Raw genomic sequence first — 24,560 nt, 5'->3', positions numbered from 1 at the left:
TGTGCGTGTGTTAAAGAAATCGATTATTACCTTCATACATATCTCAATAAAAATAAGTTTAAATCTTATTTTCAAGTTGAATGTTTTGAGTAGAAAATGATAAAAGAGTTATCATCTATTAGGTTCTAAAATACGACACAATAATTTACAGAATTGTAAGACACTGGTTTCTATTAGGAGTCTTATTTTGTCGTTGTTAAAATCAAGCTTACAGTGCCATTTATTGAAATAGATTTGGCTTTATTCATTAAACCCAAAAATTGAGTATATGTACACCGCAATTGTCAAAAAGCCTTTTAATTCATGAGGCTAAACCATATAAATTATTGAAGGAGGAGAATGCCATGGATTGGAAACAACAATTAATAACAACTGGAGAGGAATTAAAGGCATATATGCCAATGACGGACGAAGAGCAAATGATGTTTGAAGATATTACCATTAAACATCCTTTTTGTACAACAAAATATTACTTATCATTAATTAATCAAGATGATGCTAACGATCCAATTAGGAAGATGCAAATCCCTTCTTTTGGGGAGAAGAGTGAAGAAGGGGCATTTGATACAAGTGGGGAATCGGAAAACACCAAGATGCAAGGGTTACAGCACAAGTATAGAACAACAGCACTTCTACTAGCTACTAATTCTTGTGCCATGTACTGCCGCCATTGCTTTAGAAAACGGTTAGTTGGCCTTAGTAATCAAGAAGTCTTAAGTAACTTAGAAAATGCTTTATCGTATATTAAAGCCCACAAAGAAATCAACAATGTTCTCATTACAGGTGGGGATGCCTTTTTCTTACCAACGGAGATTCTAGAAGTGTTTATGGAGAAATTTTCACAGGTTGACCATTTGAATTATATACGATTTGGTACCCGTTTACCTGTCGTATTACCTGATCGTATTATTCAAGATGAGCGGTTGGTAAAGGCCTTGAAGACGTACTCCAAAAAGAAGCAAATCTATGTTGTCACGCAATTTAATCATCCAAGAGAGTTAACCACAAAAGCCGCAGCAGGTATTCAAACGTTAAAAGATGCAGGTATTATCGTTAACAATCAAACTGTTCTTTTAAAAGGTGTTAACGATGAACCAGAAGTTTTAGCTCAGTTAATGAAAGACTTGGTAAAACATGGTGTCAATCCTTATTATTTATTCCAATGTCGACCAGTAAAAGGTGTGAAACATAGCTTCCAATTACCTTTTGTGAAAGGTGTTAAGGTTGTGGAAGAAGCTAAAAAGTACCTTAGTGGTCATGCTAAACGTTTTAAATTTGTTATGTCTCATAAAACAGGCAAGATTGAGATACTTGGTGAGTTTGATAAGAGGATTTTATTTAAATATCATCAAGCGCCTAAACAATCGGATATGGGGACTATATTTAGTGTGAAAGTAACGGAAAAGCAGGGGTGGCTTGATGATGACTTTACATTAGATAATGAAGATTTAAAGAAAATAGGTTAAGATTAGAAGAACTTTGTTCCTACAAGGGAGTAAGGTTCTTTTTTTTGTTTATAAGATGCTTGTTCCTATGCACAAGGATATTTTCTTAAGGAAACAAACTTCGTAAGAGGCGACGCAGTCGCTTTGGACTAAAGAAGCATATGGCGTAAAAATTGAAAATTGAAAGGGTGTGAACGTTATATACTTATAAGCATAGGAACAAATCCTTGAATCCAATCCATTTTAATGCTATATTTATGCCATGGGAAATCATGGCATGATGTAACGTTACAATTTATGCCATAAGGTAAGAAAGGATTATGGAGATGTTTAAAATTTTTATTATAGAAGATGATGCAACCATCGCAACGATTATATCCGATAACTTACAGAAGTGGGGATATGAAACAAAAATCGTTGAGGATTTTACAGATGTGTTTACTGAATATGTTAATTTTAAGCCTGACTTGGTATTAATGGATATCGTCTTGCCATTATATGATGGCTATTATTGGTGTAGCAAAATCCGCAAGGAATCTAAAGTTCCGATTATCTTTATTTCGTCAAAGGATACCAATATGGACATATTAATGGCTATTAATATGGGGGCAGATGATTACGTTACAAAACCATATTCCATGGACATTTTATTAGCCAAGATTAGTGCTCTTATTAGACGCACCTATTCGTATACCAGTAATACGGCTAATCTTATGGAACATAAAGGTGCTGTTCTTAATCTGGATGATGGTACATTAATCTATGAGGACGAAAGAATAGAATTGACTAAGAACGAATACCGTATACTCTATGTACTCATGCGTCATAAAGACAGCATTGTATCTAGAGATAAGATTATGCGGAATCTATGGGAACATGAGAGTTTTGTAGATGATAACACATTGACGGTGAATATAAATCGCTTACGAAAAAAATTAGATGGAAAAGGTCTAAGCCAATTTATAACAACCAAAAAAGGACAGGGGTATATGATTGAATGAATGTCTTAAAATATGTAAAAGACCGTATGGGGCTTATTATTTTTTACTTAATTAATATTGGGATGATTAATCTGGTCCTCCTATTAGACGAACACCAGATCGTCAACAGCAGCAATGTCATTTATATGGATGCATTATCTATTTTTATACTCATGATTTATTTGGCTTATGATTACAGAAAATATAACACCCTCTATAAGCAATTAAAGCTAAAGCTTGATCATCAGCACTTTGAACCTTTTGACCTTGAAGACATGGATGCACATATCCAAAAGGTATTTTTTAGCTTATTCAATGAATTTCACAAAATGATGGAGGATACCAAACAGGTTTTAGAGGAGCAGAATGAAGAGTATTATGATTTTATAACATCATGGGTACATGCCGTAAAAATTCCCATAGCAGCTACGCGTTTGCTCATAGAAAGTGATGATGGTAAGCACAATGCCAATACACTTCTTCAAATAGAAAACGAAATGGATAAGATTGAAAGATACATTGAACAGACTTTATATTATTCAAGAAGTGTTAGTTTTGCCAAAGATTATATCATTAGTGAATATCGCTTAAATCAACTGGTTAGCGGTGCTATAAAAAGATTTGCCAAAACCTTTATTACGAAGAAAGTTGTATTAGCTGTATCCATTGATGAGAACATTGCGATACACACGGATAGAAAATGGTTTGGTTTCATACTAGAACAAGTTATTTCAAATGCATTGAAATATGCCAATAAGGAACAGAGAAAAATTGAAATATCATCCTATGAAGATTATAAAGAATATCGCCTTATGATAAAAGACAATGGGGTAGGTATTAAACCCGAAGACCTTCGTCGCGTTTTTGAAAAAGGTTTTACAGGCTATAATGGAAGACAATTTGAGCAATCCACTGGCATGGGCTTGTATTTAGCACGTAAGCTGGCTAAGAAGCTTGGCCATAAGGTTGACATTCAGTCAGAACTTGGTGTTTACACAGAGGTTACTATTTATATATCCAAGGTTGGCGAATATTTTATGAAATAAACGAATTTATTAAAAATTTTATACTTTGTTTTATTTTGCTTATATTAATTCTAGAAGCACTATGGCTCTTATATTTAAGAAATATAGTGTTTTTTTCTATGCATTAAGTCATTTAATGATATTCTAACATGCATAATTAAAGGTATTCAAACATCTTAAGCATACACTCAATCTTGTATTTGAATATATCGATACGTTTTATAATACAACTAATATCATAGCCATTGTAATGGGCAATCCTCATATATTTTGGAATCAATTCTACTGTTTAAGTAAATAAGGTGAATTATTTTATATTTAACATTCTTTTTTCTTGACAGAAAACCACAAATATCGCATAATAAGTGTGGATAAAATTTGTTAAATTTAAATTATCCGATATTTTAATACAAAACCACAAATATCGAATAATTAAGGCTGGAATTTATTAAATTTAATTTATCTGATATCTTGACAGAAGACCTAGGAGGAACAATATATGTATTTAAGCAGAAGTCATTCTAAAAATGGATCAAATGAATATCCACTGACATCTTATCAAAGAGATATTTGGATTGATCAGCAATTATACCCTAATAGACCATTATATAATATTGGTGGTTATGTAGAAATAAAGGGGAAAATGGATGTTCATATTTTTGGTCAGGCTAGTAATGGTTTAATTGCTCAAAACGATGCTTTACGTATAATCGTATATGAAAAGCACGGACAACCCTTTCAAAGATTTTTATCAGAATTAAATTATCATGTTGCATTCCACGATTTCTCTAATCAATCAAATCCCATAGCATATAGTAAAAACTGGATGAATAATGAAATGACTAAGTCATTTATAATGAATGAAAATATCCTATTTCAGATGTGTTTAATTAAGGCAGATGAAGCATTGTTTTATTGGTTTATCAAATGCCATCACTTGATTATGGATGGCTGGGGTTTTGCCCTTTTAGTAAAGAGGATAAAATCAATATACAACGACTTAATAAAAGGTGTTGAGCATCAACAAGACATATATTCCTATAAGGATTTCATATTAGAAGACCAGGAATATATAAAAGGGAATAGATATGAAAACAATAGATTGTTCTGGAAGGAAAAGCTTAAAGAACTACCCAAGCCCTTTATTACGAGGAAACGGAGTACGTATAATGAAGGCGAAAACATAACGACAAGTTCAAGAGAAGCAATGGTTATAGAGCGTTCTCTTTATAATAAGTTCATTGAACTATGCAAGAAAAATGAATGTTCTGTATTTCATTTCTTCCTAGCCATACTCGCCATATACTTTTCAAAAGTATATTCTAAAAATGAGATTATGATAGGTGTACCTGTATTAAATCGAAAAAACAAGAAGTTTAAATCCACAGTCGGTCTATTTGTAAATGTTATTCCATTGAAAATATGTTTAAAAAAAGATATAAATTTTATTGAGTTAATGCATACCATAAAAAAGGATTTGGGTACATGCTATCGACATAAAAATCTTCATCTGGGTCAAATAATAAATGAAGCTCCAAACAGAAATAATCAAAATGATAATTTTTTTGAAATCGTATTATCCTATCAGAAGGAAGAGCATACAGGCAGGTTTTGTGATTATCCAACCAAAAGGATTGCCTTGGGCAACCAAAGTAAGAAAAACGCTTTAACAGTTTCCATAAAAGAGTTTACAGAAGATGAAGATGTCATGATCGATATTGACTATGAGCTTGAGGTTTTTAACAGCACATTTCCAATTGAGCATGTGGTAAAGCATATAAGGTATATGGTAGATGAAGTTTTAGAAAAGTATTCACAAAATGTATTAAACATAGGCTATATACACCAGGAAGAAAAGGAGCAGATACTCTATGGATTTAATGATACAAAAGCAGATTACCCAAGGGATAAAACCATACAAGAGCTCTTTGAAGAACAGGTTGAAAGAACACCTGATAACATAGCAGTCGTATACGGTAAAGAGAAACTTACATATAAAAGTTTAAACAAAAAAGCAAATCAGCTGGCAAGAATGCTAAGGGAAAAGGGTGTAAAGGCTGAAAGCTTAGTAGGGATTATGGTAGAACCCTCAGTCGAGATGATTATCGGTATCATGGGTATTCTAAAGGCAGGAGGTGCATATCTGCCAATAGACCCGGACTATCCTATCAGTAGAATCCAATACATAATAAAGGACAGCGGTGTAAAACTGCTTCTGACAGGTAGAGATATTGCAAAAGGGATAAAGACAGACTGCCATATAATAGATATCTATGATAAGAGCTTATACAGGGGAGACGCTTCAAACCTAGTCAAAGTAAATATCTCAGAAAGCTTAGCCTATGTCATATATACATCAGGCTCAACGGGAAAACCTAAAGGGGTTATGATCGAGCATAGGGCACTAAGTAATTTATGTCAATGGCATAATACCTATTATGCAGTAACGGAAGCAGATAGGGCATCAAAATATGCAGGATTTGGTTTTGATGCTTCTGTATGGGAGATATTCCCTTATTTAGTGGTAGGTGCATCGTTATACATAGTTGATAAGGAAACCAGACTGGACATTCAAAAACTAAATGATTTCTTTGAGGAAAATCATATCAGTATAGGATTCTTACCTACTCAGATGTATGAAGGCTTTAAAGAAATAGACAATAAATCCTTAAGAATACTGCTGACAGGGGGAGACAAGCTAAAGGACTATAAAGAAGGTCCTTATCAAGTCTACAACAATTATGGCCCTACGGAAAATACAGTCGTTAGTACAAGCTATAGGATGACAGAATATGTCCATAATATTCCAATAGGAAAGCCCATTGATAATACCAGGATATATATCCTAAACAAAAGAGATGAGCTTCAGCCAATAGGCATTCCAGGAGAACTTTGTATAGGTGGAGAAGGATTAGCGAGAGGATACTTACATAGACCAGCGCTAACCAAGGAAAAATTTGTAGACAATCCATGGATAGCAGGAGAAAGACTATATAAAACAGGCGACCTGGCAAGATGGCTGCCTGATGGCAACATAGAATTCTTAGGCAGAATAGACCATCAGGTAAAAATAAGGGGCTATCGAATAGAGCTAGGGGAGATAGAAGCTCAGCTTATACAGCATGACAAAATAAAAGAAGCAGTGGTAGTGGCAAAAGAAGATGAAAGCAGTAATAAGTATCTGTGCGGCTACATCGTCGTAGACCATGAATGGAAAGTACAGGAGCTAAAGGTACAAGAAATAAAGGAGTACCTCGCAAAAGAGCTGCCAGACTATATGATTCCGTCAACCTACGTAGAGCTTGAAAAGATGTCCCTTACAGCCAACGGAAAGATAGATCGAAAGGCACTACCCGAGCCAGATGACAATAGCAATACAGGTGCAGCCTATATGGCACCAAGAAATAAAACAGAGGAAAGACTGGCAGACATATGGCAAGAAGTACTTGGACTTGAAAAAGTAGGTATAAAGGATAACTTCTTTGAGGTAGGCGGAGATTCCATTAAGGCAATACAGATCTCGTCAAGGCTTAGCAAAAGCGGCATGAAGCTGGAAATAAAGGATATGATGAGCAAACCGACCATAGAAGATATGTCAGGATTCGTTAAAGTGCATGCTAAGAATGAAGCCTATCAAGGCGTAGTAGAGGGTAAAGTGAGTCTGACACCCATACAGCGATGGTTTTTTGAGAAAAGCTTTACGGGCATGAACCATTGGAATCAGGCAGTCATGCTCTATCGAAAAGAGGGCTTTGGTGAGGAGAGACTCTTACAAGTATTTGATAAACTAGTGAATCATCACGATGCACTGAGGATGCGTTATCATGTAGGGGAGCATGAAGTCATGCAGTATAACAGAGGAACAGGGGAAGGTAAGCTCTATACCCTTGAAACCATGGATTTTAGAAACTGTCAAGATTATGAAAAGAAGATGGAAGAGGCAGCAAGCACCATACAAGGGAGCATGGATATCCAAAGTGGCCCCTTAGTTAAGCTTGGCTTATTTAAAACCATAGAAGGAGAGCATCTCCTGATAGCCATCCATCATTTAGTGGTGGATGGGATATCTTGGAGAATCCTATTTGAAGACTTTGCAACAGCCTATCAACAAATCATAAGCGGAGAAGAACCAGCACTTCCAGAGAAGACAGCATCCTATAAAGATTGGTCCAAGAAGCTAGGAAACTATGCAGGGGAAAGGAAGCTGTTGAAGGAAAAGGCCTACTGGAAAGCCCTCTATGAACAGGAAGTAGAGGCAATTCCAGTGGATCATGAAGTAAAGATTAGGAAAGTGAAAGAAGTCTATACCTTAAGCATTCACCTCTCCAAGGAAGAGACAGAGAAGCTGTTAAAGCGTGCAAACAGTGGCTACAATACAGAAATAAATGACCTGCTAGTGGCAAGTCTTGGTATGGCCATAAATGAATGGTGTGGCAACAAAAAAGTCATGGTCAATATGGAGGGACACGGCAGGGAAAGTATCGTCGACAATACGGATCTATCAAGGACTGTAGGCTGGTTTACCTCCTGTTATCCCATCCTATTGGAAGGGTGTAGTTTAGGGGATATAGCAGGGATGGTCAAAACAGTGAAGGAGAGCATGAGGCGAATACCCAACAAGGGCGTAGGACACGATATCCTCAAATACCTTTCACCAAGGGAAACCATCTTAGACATGGGGTTTGAAAAGCAGGCGGAAATAAGCTTTAACTATCTTGGACAATTTGGCAGAGATGTAGACAATGAGGTCTTCAGTATGTCAGAGATTTCCGTAGGAGAAACCAATCATCCAGACTCAGAGGCATGCTATAAGCTGAATATAAACGGATTAGTCATGAAGGATAAGCTTCAGATGAGCTTTGCCTATAGCCATAACGAATATAAAGAAGAGACCATTAAGAAGCTTGCCAAACTCTATAAAAAGAGCCTGATAGACGTGATCGAGCACTGTGTATCAATGGATAGCACAGAACATACACCATGGGATTATGGTGATGCAAATCTTAGTCTTGAAGAACTTGGAGATATAATGGATATCTATAGTGATTAATCTTATAAATGAGGTGAAGAAAATGAAAAAACAAAAGATAATAGAAAGAATATATAGACTGACGCCTATGCAGGAGGGCATGCTGTTCCATGCCCTAGCGGATAAAGATTCCCTTGCCTATACAGAGCAGATAGCTTTTGATGTAAAGGGAGATGTGAATATTGAGCTTGTACATAAGAGTATTAACGCAGTTGTGGAAAAACATGACATACTCAGAACGGGAATCGTACATAAAGGGGTTAAGGAACCAAGACAAGTTGTACTAAAAGAAAGAAAGTTAAAGGTGAGCTATGAAGATTATAGCAACATGGAAGATAAGCAAAAGCACATTGAAGCATTTGAGAGAAGCGATAGGGAAAGGGGATTTGACCTGACAAAGGATCATCTTCTTAGATTGTCCATCATAAAGAAAGATACAGAGACGTACAGGTTTATATGGAGCTTTCACCACATCATCATGGATGGGTGGTGTATGCCCATTATATTTAGTGAATGCTTTGAAAACTACCATAAGCTGTGCAAGCATATGTCTTTAGAGCATCATCAGGCAACACCATTTATAGACTATATAAAATGGTTAGAAGACCAGGACAAAGAAGAAGGAGAAGCCTATTGGACAACGTATCTTGAGGCTTACGAGGATAAGGCCGTTATCCCATTTATAAAGGAAAGGGACCCAAAGGGTAATTACAATCATTGTACCCTGGAGTACGTCATAGAAGAAAACATCACCAAGAAGCTGTCAGACTTTGCTAAAGCGAGCAAGGTGACATTAAATACGGTCATGCAAAGTATATGGGGTATCCTACTGCAAAGGTATAACAACACGGATGATGTGGTATTTGGAAATATAGTATCATCAAGACCTGCTGAAATAGAGGGAATAGAAGAGATGATCGGTATTTTTATCAATGCAATTCCAATAAGGATAAAAGCTGAGGGTGATATGACATTTAAAGCCCTTACCCAAAAAGTACAGGAAAGCGCCATAGCTTCTGAAAAGTATGCCTATATTCCTCTTGCACAGGTACAATCAACGTCTCACCTAAAAAATGAGCTCATCGATCATCTACTGGTATTTGAGAACTATCCCATGGACCAAATGCAGGAGGAAAACAGGGAAAAAGGGTTGCTGGGAGTTGACTTTGACAGTATAAGTGTCTTTGAGCAGACGAATTATGATTTTAACATCACCATCATACCAGATAAAACAATAAAAGTGGTATTCAGCTACAATGGATTAAAATACAATGCAGAAAATATACAAGCAATCGCTTCCCATATGAAGTCAGCATTAGAGAGTGTTGTAGAAAATCCTGAGATTGCATTAACAGATATCAATATTTTAAGCAAAGAAGAAAAAGAAAAATTAGTAGATACATTTAATGATACATATGCAGAGTACCCAAGGGATAAGACCATACCAGAGCTCTTTGAAGAACAGGTAGAAAGGACACCTGATAACATAGCAGTCGTATACGGCAGTGAGAAGCTTACATATAAAGAGCTAAATGAAAGAACAAATCAACTGGCAAGAATGCTGAGGGAAAAGGGCGTAAAGGCTGAAAGCTTAGTAGGCATCATGGTTGAGCGTTCAGTAGAGATGATAATAAGTATAATAGGTATTTTAAAGGCAGGAGGCGCATATCTGCCAATAGATCCGGACTATCCTAACAGTAGAATCCAATACATGATAAAGGATAGCGGTGTCAACATACTTCTGACAGGAAGAGATATTGCGAAAGGGATAGAGACAGACTGCCATAAGATAGATGTCTATGATAAGAGTCTATATAGGGGAGACGCTTCAAACTTAGTCAAGGTAAATACCTCAGAAAACTTAGCCTATATCATCTATACATCGGGCTCCACTGGAAAGCCTAAAGGCGTCATGATAGAACATAGAGGCGTTATCAACCTTTCCATTTCTCAAAAGAAAGTGTTCAATATAGATGAAAGTGATAACATACTACAATTCTCATCTATTTGTTTTGATGCTTCAGTAGAGCAAATATTTATCACGTTATTTAGCGGAGCATCTCTCGTATTAATTGATAAGGAAAGAATTTTAGACATCCATAAATTTGAGGCATATATAGATGAGCAGAAGGTAACACATATACATGCAGTTCCAGCTTTCTTAGATAAGGTGACAAGTCATAGAAGTTTCAATTTAAAAAGGGTGATTTCAGGTGGCGATATATGTTCCATAAATTTAGCAAATGAGTGGTATAAAACCGTTGACTTCTATAATGAGTATGGTCCTACAGAAACAACCGTTACATCCATTCAATTATTGGTAAAGGATATGGATAAAGGACTATCCCAATTAACCATTGGTAAACCCATAGGGAATACAAAAGTATATATATTAAATAAGGAGCATAAAGCACTACCAATAGGCGTGCCAGGAGAACTGTGTATAAGTGGAGAAGGCGTAGCAAGAGGATACTTACATAGACCAGAGTTAACAAAGGAGAAGTTTGTAGACAATCCATTCATACCAGGAGACAGAATGTATAAAACAGGAGACCTGGCAAGATGGCTGCCTGATGGCAACATAGAATTCTTAGGAAGAATAGACCATCAGGTAAAAATAAGGGGATATAGAATAGAACTGGGAGAGATAGAAGCTCAGCTTATAAAGCATGAAAAAATAAAGGAAGCAGTAGTGCTGGCAAAGAAAGATGAGAGCGGCAATAAGTACCTGTGCGGCTATATCGTAGTAGAAGAGGCATTGAAGGTACAGGTGTTAAGAGAGCACCTAGCTAAGGAGCTACCAGACTATATGATACCGACAAGCTACGTAGAGCTTGATAAGATGCCCCTTACAGCAAGCGGAAAGATAGACAGAAAGGTACTACCTGAGCCAGATGGCGATATGAATACAGGTGTAGCCTATGTGGCACCAGAAAATAAAACAGAGGAAAGACTGGTAGAGATATGGCAGGATGTGCTTGGTATTGAAAAAGCAGGCATAAAGGATAACTTCTTTGAATTAGGCGGGCATTCATTAAAGGCCACTTCCCTTGTATCAAAAATCCATAAAGTATTTAATGTAGAAGTACCACTCAGGGAAGTGTTCAAAAAACCAACCGTAAAAGAGCTAGCCATATTTATAAAGAGCACAGAAGAAAGCCTATATGCCTCAATAGAACCAGTGGAGAAGAAAGCCTATTATGAACTATCATCGGCACAAAGAAGGCTATATGTATTAAATCAGCTTGAAGGAGCACAGACAAGCTATAATATGCCAGGCGTAATGGAGATAGAGGGAAGCCTTGATAAAGGCAAGCTGGAAGAAGCATTTAAGGAAGTTATAAGAAGACATGAATCCCTTCGGACCTCTTTTGAGGTAGTAGATGGCGAGCCGGTGCAGATGGTACATAGTGAAGCTGAATTTACAATAGATTATGAAGAAGTAAATGAGACAGAAATAGATGAGAGAATAAAGGGTTTTGTAAAGGCATTTGACCTATCAAAGGCACCTCTTTTAAGGATGGGCTTATTAAAAGTACAAAAAAATAAGCATATAATGCTCTTTGACATGCATCATATTATATCGGATGGGGTATCAATTAACGTACTCATAAGGGAATTTACACAGATTTATGAAGGAAAGAAGTTTCCAGAGCTTAAAGTACACTATAAAGATTATTCCACGTGGCAAAATAAGCTGTTAAAATCAGATGACATGAAGAAGCAGGAGGAATACTGGATAAATCAATTTAGGGGAGAAGTACCCGTGCTTAGCATGCCTACCGATTATCCTAGACCATCTGTACAGAGCTTTGAAGGGGATAGAATTGCTTTTGAAATAGGACAAAAATTAACAAGAAAACTGGAGACAATAGCAAAAGAAACAGAGACAACCATGTACATGGTACTTCTAGCAGCATACAATACACTGCTCTATAAATGCACAGGACAAGAAGATATGGTGGTTGGCTCCCCAATAGCGGGAAGACCTCATGCAGACCTGGAGCATATCATAGGCATGTTTGTCAATACCTTAGCCATGAGAAATGAGCCAAGGGGAGACAAGAGCTTTAAAGAACTTCTTAGAAAAGTAAAGGAAAATGCCTTAAAGGCATATGAAAATCAGGATTATCAGTTTGAAGAGCTGGTGGAGAAACTTGACCTAAAAAGAGATATGAGTAGAAACCCACTATTTGATACCATGTTTGTGCTTCAGAATACAGGAAGTATGGCTATAGAGATTCAAGACCTCAGCTTTAAGCCATACCCTATGGAAAACAACATATCACACTTTGACATGACATTAAGTGGAGAGGAAAGAGATGGTAAGGTATACTTTGATCTTGAATACAGTACAAGGCTATTTAGAAAGGCAACAATCGAAAGGTTTGCAGAGCACTATAGGAATATATTAAAAAAAATAGCTGAAAATATGGATGTAAAGCTTTCAGAAATAGACATGATGTCACCACAAGAAAGAGAGCAGGTCCTGTATGATTTTAATGATACAAAAGTAGACTATCCAAGGGATAAGACCATACAAGAGTTATTTGAAGAGCAGGTGGAAAGGACTCCTGATAATATAGCGGTCGTCTATGAGGATAAGCAGCTGACCTATATGGAGCTAAATCAAAGGGCAAATCAGCTAGCAAGGATACTAAGAAAGAAAGGCGTAAAGCCTGATTGTATAGTAGGTATCATGGTGGAGCGCTCAATAGAAATGATGGTAGGCATCATGGGCATTCTAAAAGCAGGAGGCGCATATTTGCCAATAGACCCTGGTTATCCTGGGGAAAGAATAAGTTATATGTTAGAAGATAGTGGAACAAGCATTGTCTTAACAGCTAGTGAAGAGAAGATTCAAAGTGAAATAGATTTAACCATTATAAATATAAAAGATGTAGATATATATGGTGTAGAAAAATCCAATCTGGAAACGATCAATAACCCAGAGGATTTAGCTTATATCATCTATACATCAGGCTCAACAGGGAAACCAAAGGGAAATGAAACCATTCATTATAATGTCAATCGAGTTGTAAAGAATACAAATTACATTAATATTTTGCCAGAGGACACCTTATTACAATTGTCAAATTATGCATTTGATGGATCAGTCTTTGACATTTTTGGAGCATTGCTAAATGGAGCAAAGCTTATATTAATCCATAAAGAAAAGGTGCTCAATATAAATGAACTTGGTCATACAATCATCGAAAAAGGCGTAAGTGTATTTTTTATTACAACAGCATTATTTAATACATTAATTGATAACAATATTGAATGCTTCAAAAACATAAGAAAGGTTCTATTTGGTGGTGAGAGGATATCCGTTTCTCATGCTAAAAAGGCACTGGCATTTATGGGGCAAGATAGAATCATACATGTATATGGACCAACAGAAAGTACAGTATTTAGTAGTTATTATTTTATTAATGAGATTGATGACAATAGGGATACAATACCAATAGGGAAGCCAATTTCAAACACAGAAATATATATATTGTCAAAGGATTATAAAATAAATCCAGTAGGTACTGTAGGAGAACTGTGTATATCTGGAGATGGATTAGCAAGGGGATATGTTAATAATAAAGAACTGACATTGAAGAAATTTATTAAAAATCCCTATAAGCCTGAAGAAAAAATGTATACAACAGGAGATTTGGCCAAATGGCTACCAGATGGAAATGTAGAATTTATAGGGAGAATAGACCATCAGGTTAAAATAAGGGGATATAGAATAGAGCTAGGCGAGATAGAAGCTCAACTGCTAAAGCATAAAGCGATAAAGGAAGCATTGGTAGTGGCAAAGGAAGATGAAAGCAGCAATAAGTACCTGTGCGGCTATATCGTAACGAAGCGTGAGCTAAAGGTGCAAGAAATAAGGAAACACCTAGCAAAGGAACTGCCGGACTATATGGTACCGTCAATCTACATCATGCTTGAAAAGATGCCCCTTACAGCAAACAAAAAGATAGATCGAAAGGCACTACCAGAGCCAGATGGCAATAGCAATACAGGTGCAGCTTATGTGGCTCCAAGAAATAAAACAGAGGAAAGACTGGCAGACATATGGCAGGAAGTACTTGGTCTTGAAAAAGTAGGCATAAAGGATAACTTCTTTGAGGTAGGCGGAGATTCCATTAAGGCAATACAGATAGCCTCAAGGCTTAGCAAAAGTGGCATGAAGCTGGAAATAAAGGATATGATGAGTAAACCGACCATAGAAGACATGTCAGGATCCGTTAAAGTGCATGCTAAGAATGAAGCCTATCAAGGCGTGGTAGAAGGTGAAGTGAGTCTAACACCCATACAGCGATGGTTTTTTGAGAAAAGCTTGACGGGCATGAATCATTGGAATCAAGCAGTTATGCTCTATCGAAAAGAGGGATTTGGTGAGGAACGACTTTTACAAGTATTTAATCACATCGTAAAGCACCACGATGCACTAAGGATGCGATACAATATAGAGAATCATGAAGTTATACAATATAACAGAGGAGCCCAGGAAGGTAAGCTCTATACCCTTGAAACCATGGATTTTAGCAACTGTGTTGATTATGAAAAGAAGATAGAAGAGGCAGCAAGTAAAATACAAGGGAGCATGGATATAGGCAGTGGCCCCTTAGTTAAGCTTGGCTTATTTAAAACCATAGAAGGAGAGCATCTACTGATAGCCATTCATCATTTAGTGGTGGATGGAATATCCTGGAGAATCCTATTTGAAGACTTTGCAGCAGCGTATCAACAAATCATAAGAGGAGAAGAACTAGCACTTCCAGAGAAGACAGCATCCTTTAAAGATTGGTCTAAGAAGCTAGAAAACTATGCAGGGGAAAGAAAGCTGTTAAAGGAAAAGGCATACTGGAAAGCCCTATATGAACAGGAAGTAGAAGCAATTCCAGTCGATAATGCAGTAAAGATTAGGAAGACAAAAGAGGTGTATACTGTAAGTATTCAGCTCTCCAAGGAAGAGACAGAGAAGCTGTTAAAGCGTGCTAACAGTGGCTACAACACGGAAATAAATGACCTGTTAGTGGCAAGTCTTGGTATGGCCATAAATGAATGGTGTGGCAACAAAAAAGTCATGGTCAATATGGAGGGACATGGCAGGGAAAGTATCGTCGACAATACGGATCTATCAAGGACCGTAGGCTGGTTTACATCCTGTTATCCCATCCTACTGGAAGGGTGCAGCGTAGGGGATATTCCTCAGACGGTCAAAACAGTGAAGGAGAGCATGAGGCGAATACCCAACAAGGGCGTAGGACACGATATCCTCAAATACCTTTCACCAAGGGAAACCATCTTAGACATGGGGTTTGAAAAGCAGGCGGAAATAAGCTTTAACTATCTTGGACAATTTGGCAGGGACATAGACAATGAGGTCTTCAGTATGTCAGATATTTCTGTGGGAGAAACCAATCATGAAGACTCAGAGGCATGCTATAAGCTGAATATAAATGGATTAGTCATGAAGGATAAGCTTCAGATGAGCTTTGCCTATAGCCGTAGTGAATATAAAGAAGAAACCATTAAGAAGCTTGCAGAGCTTTATAAAAAGAGCCTGATAGACGTGATTGAGCACTGTGTATCAAAGGATAGCACAGAACATACACCATGGGATTATGGGGATACAAGTCTTAGTCTTGAAGAACTTGAGGGAATAAGAAGGAACTATGGAAGGCCTATAGAAAAAATATACAGGCTGACACCGATGCAGGAGGGCATGCTGTTCCATGCTTTAGCGGATAAAGATTCCTTTGCCTATACAGAGCAGATGGCATTTGATGTAAAGGGACATATGGAAGTGAAACTTTTAGAGAAAAGCATCAATGCCCTTATCGAAAAATATGACATACTTAGAACAGGAATCGTCTATAAGGAGGTTGAGGAACCAAGGCAAGTTGTACTCAAGGAAAGAAAACTAAAGGTGAGCTATGAAGACTATAGCAACATGGAAGAAAAAGAAAAGTCCATTGAAGTATTTGAGAGAACCGATAGGGAAAGGGGATTTAACCTGACAAAGGACCACCTACTTAGACTGTCCATCATAAAGAAAGAGGCTGAGACATACCGGTTGATATGGAGCTTTCACCACATCATCATGGATGGATGGTGTATGCCCATTATATTCAGTGAATGCTTTGAAAACTACCATAAGCTGTGCAAAAACATGCCCCTAGAGCATCATCAGGCAACACCATTTATAGACTATATAAAATGGTTAGAAGACCAGGACAAAGAAGAAGGAGAAGCCTATTGGACGAAGTATCTTGAGGCCTACGAAGATAAGGCCGTTATCCCATTTAGAAAGGAAAGGGATGCAAAGGGGGATTACCATCATCATACACTGGAGTATGTCATAGAAGAAGATATCACTAAGAAGCTGTCAGACCTTGCTAAAGAGAGTAAGGTAACATTAAATACGGTCATGCAGAGTATATGGGGTATCCTGCTGCAACAATATAACAACACAGATGATGTGGTATTTGGAAATATAGTATCATCAAGACCGGCTGGAATAGAGGGAATAGAAGAGATGATCGGTATTTTTATCAATGCAATTCCTGTAAGGATAAAAGCTGAGGGTGATATGACATTTAAGGCCCTTACCAAAAAAGTACAGGAAAGCGCCATAGCTTCTGAAAAGTATGCCTATATTCCTCTTGCACAGGTACAATCAACGTCTCACCTAAAAAGTGAGCTCATTGATCATCTCGTGGTATTTGAGAACTATCCCATGGACCAAATGCAGGAAGAAAACAGAGAAAAAGGGTTGTTGGAAGTTGACTTTGAAAGTGTAAGTGTCTTTGAGCAGACGAATTATGATTTTAGCGTCACCATTATGCCAGGTAAAGCAATAACAATAGTATTTGGCTACAATGGATTAACCTATGATGACAGACATATACAAGCAATCGCTTCCCATATGAAGTCAGCATTGGAGAGTATTGTAGAAAATCCTGAGATGCCATTAACAGATATTGTTATTCTAAGCAAAGAAGAAAAGGAAAAACTAATAAATACATTTAATGATACAAAAGTAGATTATCCAAAGGATAAAACCATACCAGAGCTGTTTGAAGAGCAGGTAGAAATAACACCTGATAATATAGCCGTCGTCTATGGCAGTGAGAAACTTACATATAATAGTTTAAACGAAAGAGCAAATCACCTGGCAAGGATGCTGAGGGAAAAAGGTGTAGAGGCTGAAAGCTTAGTAGGTATCATGGTAGAACCCTCAGTCGAGATGATTATCGGTATCATGGGTATTCTAAAGGCAGGAGGCGCATATTTGCCAATAGACCCGGACTATCCTATCAGTAGAATCCAATACATGATAAAGGACAGCGGTGTAAAACTGCTTCTGACAGGAAGAGATTGTGCAAAAGGGATAGAGACAGACTGTCATATAATAGATATCTATGATAAGAGCTTATACAAAGGAGACGCGTCAAACTTAGTCAAGGTCAATCACTCAGAAAGCTTAGCCTATATTATCTATACATCAGGCTCAACAGGCAAGCCAAAAGGGGTCATGATCGAGCATAAGGCACTAAGTAATTTATGTCACTGGCATAATACCTATTATGCAGTAACAGAATCAGATAGGGCATCAAAGTATGCAGGATTTGGTTTTGATGCTTCCGTATGGGAGATATTCCCATATTTAGTGAAAGGCGCATCGTTATACATAATTGATAAGGAAACCAGGTTAGACATTTATACGTTGAATGATTTCTTTGAGGAAAATCATATCAGTATAGGATTCTTACCTACTCAGATGTATGAAGGCTTTAAAGAAATAGACAATAAATCCTTAAGAATACTGCTGACAGGGGGAGACAAGCTAAAGGACTATAAGGAAGGTCCTTATCAAGTCTACAACAATTATGGCCCTACGGAAAATACCGTCGTTAGTACAAGCTATAGGATGACAGAATATGTCCATAATATTCCAATAGGAAAGCCCATTGATAATACTAGGATATATATCCTAAACAAACAAGAAGAGCTTCAGCCAATAGGCATTCCAGGAGAACTTTGTATAGGGGGAGAAGGACTAGCAAGAGGATACTTACATAGACCAGCGCTAACCAAGGAGAAATTTGTAGACAGTCCATGGATAACAGGAGACAGACTATATAAAACAGGCGATTTGGCAAGATGGCTGCCTGATGGCAACATAGAATTCTTAGGCAGAATAGACCACCAAGTAAAAATTAGGGGCTATCGAATAGAGCTAGGGGAGATAGAAGCTCAGCTTATACAGCATAACAAAATAAAGGAAGCAGTGATTGTAGCAAAAGAAGATGAAAGCAGTAATAAGTATCTGTGTGGTTATATCGTCGTAGAAAATGAATGGAAAGTACAGGAGCTAAAGGAGCACCTGACAAAAGAGCTGCCAGGCTATATGATTCCGTCAACCTACGTAGAACTTGAAAAGATGCCCCTTACAGCCAACGGAAAGATAGATCGAAAGGCACTACCCGAGCCAGATGACAATAGCAATACAGGTGCAGCCTATGTGGCTCCAAGAAATAAAACAGAGGAAAGACTGGCAGACATATGGCAAGAAGTACTTGGACTTGAAAAAGTAGGCATAAAGGATAACTTCTTTGAGGTAGGCGGGGATTCCATCAAGGCAATACAGATCTCGTCAAGGCTTAGCAAAAGCGGCATGAAGCTGGAAATAAAGGATATGATGAGCAAACCGACCATAGAAGATATGTCAGTATCCGTTAAAGTGCTTGGGAAGAATGAAGCCTATCAAGGCGTAGTAGAGGGTAAAGTGAGTCTAACACCCATACAGCGATGGTTTTTTGAGAAAAGCTTTACAGGCATGAACCATTGGAATCAAGCAGTCATGCTCTATCGAAAAGAGGGCTTTGGTGAGGAGAGACTCTTACAAGTATTTGATAAACTAGTGAATCACCACGACGCACTGAGGATGCACTACCATGTAGAGGAGCATGAAGTCATGCAGTATAACAGAGGAGCCGAAGAGGGTAAGCTCTATACTCTTGAAACAGTGGACCTTAGAAGTCATGATTATGAAAAAAAGAGTGATTATAAAAAGAAGATAGAAGAGGTAGCAAGTAACATACAAGGGAGCATGGATATAGGCAGTGGCCCCTTAGTTAAACTTGGCTTATTTAAGACTATAGAGGGAGAGCATCTCCTGATAGCTATCCATCATTTGGTAGTGGATGGGATATCCTGGAGAATCCTATTTGAAGACTTTGCAGCAGCCTATCAACAAATCTTAAAGGGACAAAAAGTGGCGCTTCCAGAGAAGACAGCATCCTTTAAAGATTGGTCTAAGAAGCTAGGAAACTATGCAGGAGAAAGGAAGCTGTTAAAAGAAAAGGCCTACTGGAAAGCCCTATATGAACAGGAAGTAGAAGCAATTCCAGTCGATAATGAAGTAAAGATTAGGAAAGTGGAAGAAGTGCATACCGTAAGCATTCAGCTCGCCAAGGAAGAGACAGAGAACTTGTTAAAGCGTGCAAACAGTGGCTACAATACAGAAATAAACGACCTGCTAGTGGCAAGTCTTGGTATGGCCATAAATGAATGGTGTGGCAACAAAAAAGTCATGGTCAATATGGAGGGACACGGCAGGGAAAGTATCGTGGACAATACGGATCTATCAAGGACCGTAGGCTGGTTTACCTCCTGTTATCCCATCCTATTGGAAGGGTGTAGTTTAGGGGATATAGCAGGGATGGTCAAAACAGTGAAGGAGAGCATGAGGCGAATACCCAACAAGGGAGTAGGACACGATATCCTCAAATACCTTTCACCAAGGGAAACCATCTTAGACATGGGGTTTGAAAAGCAGGCGGAAATAAGCTTTAACTATCTTGGACAATTTGGCAGAGATATAGACAATGAGGTCTTCAGTATGTCAGATATTTCTGCGGGAGAAACCCATCATGAAGACTCAGAGGCATGCTATAAGCTGAATATAAATGGATTAGTCATGAAGGATAAGCTTCAGATGAGCTTTGCCTATAGCCGTAGTGAATATAAAGAAGAAACCATTAAGAAGCTTGCAGAGCTTTATAAAAAGAGCCTGATAGACGTGATTGAGCACTGTGTATCAAAGGATAGCACCGAACATACACCATGGGATTATGGGGATACAAGTCTTAGTCTTGAAGAACTTGAGGGAATAAGAAGGAACTATGGAAGGTCTATAGAAAAAATATACAGGCTGACACCGATGCAGGAGGGCATGCTGTTCCATGCTTTAGCGGATAAAGATTCCTTTGCCTATACAGAGCAGATGGCATTTGATGTAAAGGGACATATGGAAGCGAAACTTCTGGAGAAAAGCATCAATGCCCTTATTGAAAAATATGACATACTCAGAACAGGAATCGTCTATAAGGAGGTTGAGGAACCAAGACAAGTTGTACTCAAGGAAAGAAAACTAAAGGTGAGCTATGAAGACTACAGCAACATGGAAGAAAAGGAAGACCGCATTGAAGCCTTTGAGAGAACCGATAGGGAAAGGGGATTTGACCTGACAAAGGATCATCTTCTTAGACTATCCATCATAAAGAAAGATGTAGAGACATACAGGTTGATATGGAGCTTTCATCATATCATCATGGATGGGTGGTGTATGCCCATTATATTCAGTGAATGCTTTGAAAACTACCATAAGCTGTGCAAAAATATGCCCTTAGAGCATCATCAGGCAACACCATTTATAGACTATATAAAATGGTTAGAAGGCCAAGACAAAGAAGAAGGGGAAGCCTATTGGACGACGTATCTTGAGGCCTACGAAGATAAGGCCGTTATCCCATTTAGAAAGGAAAGGGATGCAAAGGGTAATTACAATCATCGTACACTGGAGTACATCATAGAAGAAGATATCACGAAGAAGCTGTCAGACCTTGCGAAAGCGAGTAAGGTGACATTAAATACAGTCATGCAAAGTATATGGGGTATCCTACTGCAACAATATAACAACACAGATGATGTGGTATTTGGAAATATAGTATCATCAAGACCTGCTGAAATAGAGGGAATAGAAGAGATGATTGGCATTTTTATCAATGCAATTCCTATAAGGATAAAAGCTGAGGGTGATATGACATTTAAGGCCCTTACCCAAAAAGTACAGGAAAGTGCCATAGCTTCTGAAAAGTATGCCTATATTCCTCTTGCACAGGTACAATCAACGTCTCACCTAAAAAGTGAGCTCATTGATCACCTGATGGTATTTGAGAACTACCCCATGGATCAAATGCAGGAAGAAAACAGAGAAAAAGTGTTGCTGGAAGTTGACTTTGACAGTGTAAGTGTCTTTGAGCAGACGAATTATGATTTTAACATCACCATCATACCAGGTAAAACAATAAAAGTGGAACTTAGCTACAACGGATTAACATATGATGACAGGCATATACAAGCAATTGCTTCCCATATGAAGTCAGCATTGGAGAGTATTGTAGAAAATCATGAGATTGCATTAACAGATATCAATATTTTAAGCAAAGAGGAAAAAGAAAAATTAGTAGATACTTTCAATGATACATATGCAGAGTACCCAAGGGATAAGACCATACAAGAGCTCTTTGAGAAGCAGGTCGAAAGGACCCCTGATAATATAGCGGTCGTCTTTGAAGATAAGCAGCTGACCTATATGGAGTTAAATCAAAGGGCAAATCAGTTAGCAAGGATACTAAGAAAGAAAGGTGTAAAGCCTGATGGTATAGTAGGCATCATGGTGGAGCGCTCAATAGACATGATAGTAGGTATCATGGGTATTCTAAAGGCAGGAGGCGCATATCTGCCAATCGATCCAGAATATCCTATGGAAAGAATAAGCTATATGATGAAAGATAGTCATGCAGAAACATTACTATCACAAAGTAACTATATCCATAACATAAAATTTGAAGGCGAAATAATAGATGTACGAGATGAAAGCATATATACTGAAGAAGTAAGTAATATAAAAACAGTGAATAACCCAGGAGATTTAGCTTATATCATCTATACATCAGGCTCGACAGGTAAACCAAAGGGTGTTATGATAGAACATAGAAGTGTTATCAACCTTACAACTTCTCAAAAGGAAGCATTCAAGATAGATGAACAGGATAACATACTACAATTCTCATCTATCTGTTCGGACCCTTCCGTAGAGCAAACATTTATGACGTTATTTAGTGGCGCATCGTTAGTGTTAATTGATAAGGAAAAGATTTTAGATCCCCATAAATTTGAGGCATATATAGCCGATCACAACGTAACCCATATAGATTCTGTGCCTGTCTTTTTGGATAAGATGATAACCCATAAAAGCTCTAACTTAAAACGGGTAGTTTCAGGTGGCGATATATGTTCCATAGATTTAGCAAAAAAATGGTATAAAACAGTTGACTTTTATAATGCGTATGGACCAACGGAAACAACCGTTACAGCCATTCAATTATTGATAAGGGATACTGATGTTCATGAGGGATTATCCCAATTAACCATTGGTAAGCCCATAGGCAATACAAAAGTATACATATTAAATAAAGAGCATAAAGCGCTGCCAATAGGCGTGCCAGGAGAACTGTGTATAAGTGGAGAAGGTGTAGCAAGGGGATACCTAAACAGACCAGAGCTAACAAAGGAGAAGTTTGTAGACAACCCATTCATACCAGGAGAAAGAATGTATAAAACAGGGGACCTGGCAAGATGGCTGCCTAATGGCAATATAGAATTTCTAGGCAGAGTGGATGAACAGGTAAAAATAAGAGGATATAGAATAGAGCTAGGGGAGATTGAAGCTCAGCTTTTGAAACATAAAGAAATAAAAGAAGCAGCGGTAGTGGCGAAGGAAGATGAAAGCAGTAATAAGTACTTATGCGGTTATATCGTACCAAAGGGTGAGCTAAAGATACAAGAAATAAGGAAACACCTATCCAAGGAACTGCTGGATTATATGATACCGTCATGCTATGTGGAGCTGGAAGAAATGCCCCTTACCCCAAATGGTAAGATAGACAGGAAAGCTTTACCAGAACCAGATGGCAGTATACACACAGGAGCTGCGTATACTGAGCCCACCAATGAAGTAGAAGCAAGACTTGTAAAGATATGGGAGGAAGTCCTTAAGGTAGATAAAGTAGGCATAAACGATAACTTCTTCGAACTTGGGGGACACTCGCTAAAGGCAGGAGCGATTATTTCAAGGATCTATCGACACTTTAAGGTAGACATACCACTCATGGAGATATTTAAAACTCCCACAATCAAGGCGATTGGTAAGCTCATAACGCATTTAGAGCGAGATGCTATCTTAAAAAATGACAACAACTGTATTTTATTAAATGAAAAAAGAAAAAAACATGTATTTGCATTTCCGCCTATTATTGGAAGCGCTATTGCCTTTAAACATCTTGCAAAACATGTGGATTCCCATTCATTATATAGTTTTGACTATATTGAGGATGAAGACAAGATTAAGCAATACGCGGACTTCATCATGAGCATATCTGACGAAGAATCCTATGTCCTAATGGGCTATTCAGCAGGGGGAAATGTGGCCTTTGAAGTAGCAAAGGAACTAGAAAAGAGGCATAAAAAGGTTTCAGACATACTTATGATAGATGCCTATAGAAGGCATCAGGTTGATGCAAAGGAAGAAATAACAGCTTTCAAAAAGGAAAAACTAGAACAAGCCTTCTTAAATGTTATACAAGGTGATGAAGGGCATGAAGAAGCAGCTGCCACCATGGATTTCTTTGTATCAAAGGCAATGGATCAAACACAAAAATACATGGCATATTTTCAAACCATGACCAATGAAGGAACAATACATGCCAATATCTATATGCTAAAATCAAATGAAAGTATCGTAGAAGATCCTGAAAGATACTGGGAAAAGGTAACAACAGGTGTTGTCCAAGTTGTTGAAGGCATAGGAAATCATGAACATATGCTTTCTGATCCGTCATATGTAAAGCAGAATGGTAAGCTCGTAAGAGAGATATTAGATGAAATAAGTAGATTGTAAGCTTATGAATCGGTAGTCATATCCCCTCTAAAGAAAAATATAAGG

5 protein-coding genes are annotated in these 24,560 nt (G+C 37.7%); all 5 read left to right on the top strand.

From position 1 onward, the window contains the following. Positions 1–260: 260 nt before the first annotated feature. Positions 261–1,466, top strand: coding sequence for a KamA family radical SAM protein (locus HZI73_RS18470; protein WP_330619586.1), 1,206 nt, complete (start codon positions 261–263; stop codon positions 1,464–1,466). Between the two features lie 305 nt (positions 1,467–1,771). Then, entirely contained in the window at positions 1,772–2,446 is a 675-nt protein-coding gene (locus tag HZI73_RS18465) for a response regulator transcription factor (protein ID WP_212694841.1), read from the top strand. Beyond that, positions 2,443–3,471, top strand: coding sequence for a sensor histidine kinase (locus HZI73_RS18460; protein ID WP_212694840.1), 1,029 nt, complete (start codon positions 2,443–2,445; stop codon positions 3,469–3,471). Before HZI73_RS18465 ends, HZI73_RS18460 begins: the two co-directional genes overlap by 4 nt. Before the next feature lie 478 nt (positions 3,472–3,949). Then, a complete protein-coding gene (locus HZI73_RS18455) occupies positions 3,950–8,500 on the top strand; it encodes a non-ribosomal peptide synthetase (protein WP_212694839.1) in 4,551 nt (1,516 codons plus the stop codon). Positions 8,501–8,522: 22 nt separating this feature from the next. Then, positions 8,523–24,515, top strand: coding sequence for a non-ribosomal peptide synthetase (locus HZI73_RS18450; protein WP_212694838.1), 15,993 nt, complete (start codon positions 8,523–8,525; stop codon positions 24,513–24,515). Positions 24,516–24,560 lie beyond the last annotated feature (45 nt).

Source organism: Vallitalea pronyensis (genome assembly GCF_018141445.1).
In the GTDB taxonomy this organism is placed as follows: domain Bacteria; phylum Bacillota; class Clostridia; order Lachnospirales; family Vallitaleaceae; genus Vallitalea; species Vallitalea pronyensis.
The sequence above is the reverse complement of the archived record's forward strand: the minus strand, read 5'-3'. Positions and strand labels throughout refer to the sequence as shown.

Excerpts from the sequence above, each read along its gene's own strand:
- HZI73_RS18465 (WP_212694841.1), top strand. The coding sequence starts at position 1,772 with ATGTTTAAAATTTTTATTATAGAAGATGATGCAACCATCGCAACGATT.
- HZI73_RS18460 (WP_212694840.1), top strand. The coding sequence starts at position 2,443 with ATGAATGTCTTAAAATATGTAAAAGACCGTATGGGGCTTATTATTTTT.
- HZI73_RS18450 (WP_212694838.1), top strand. The coding sequence starts at position 8,523 with ATGAAAAAACAAAAGATAATAGAAAGAATATATAGACTGACGCCTATG.
- HZI73_RS18455 (WP_212694839.1), top strand. The coding sequence starts at position 3,950 with ATGTATTTAAGCAGAAGTCATTCTAAAAATGGATCAAATGAATATCCA.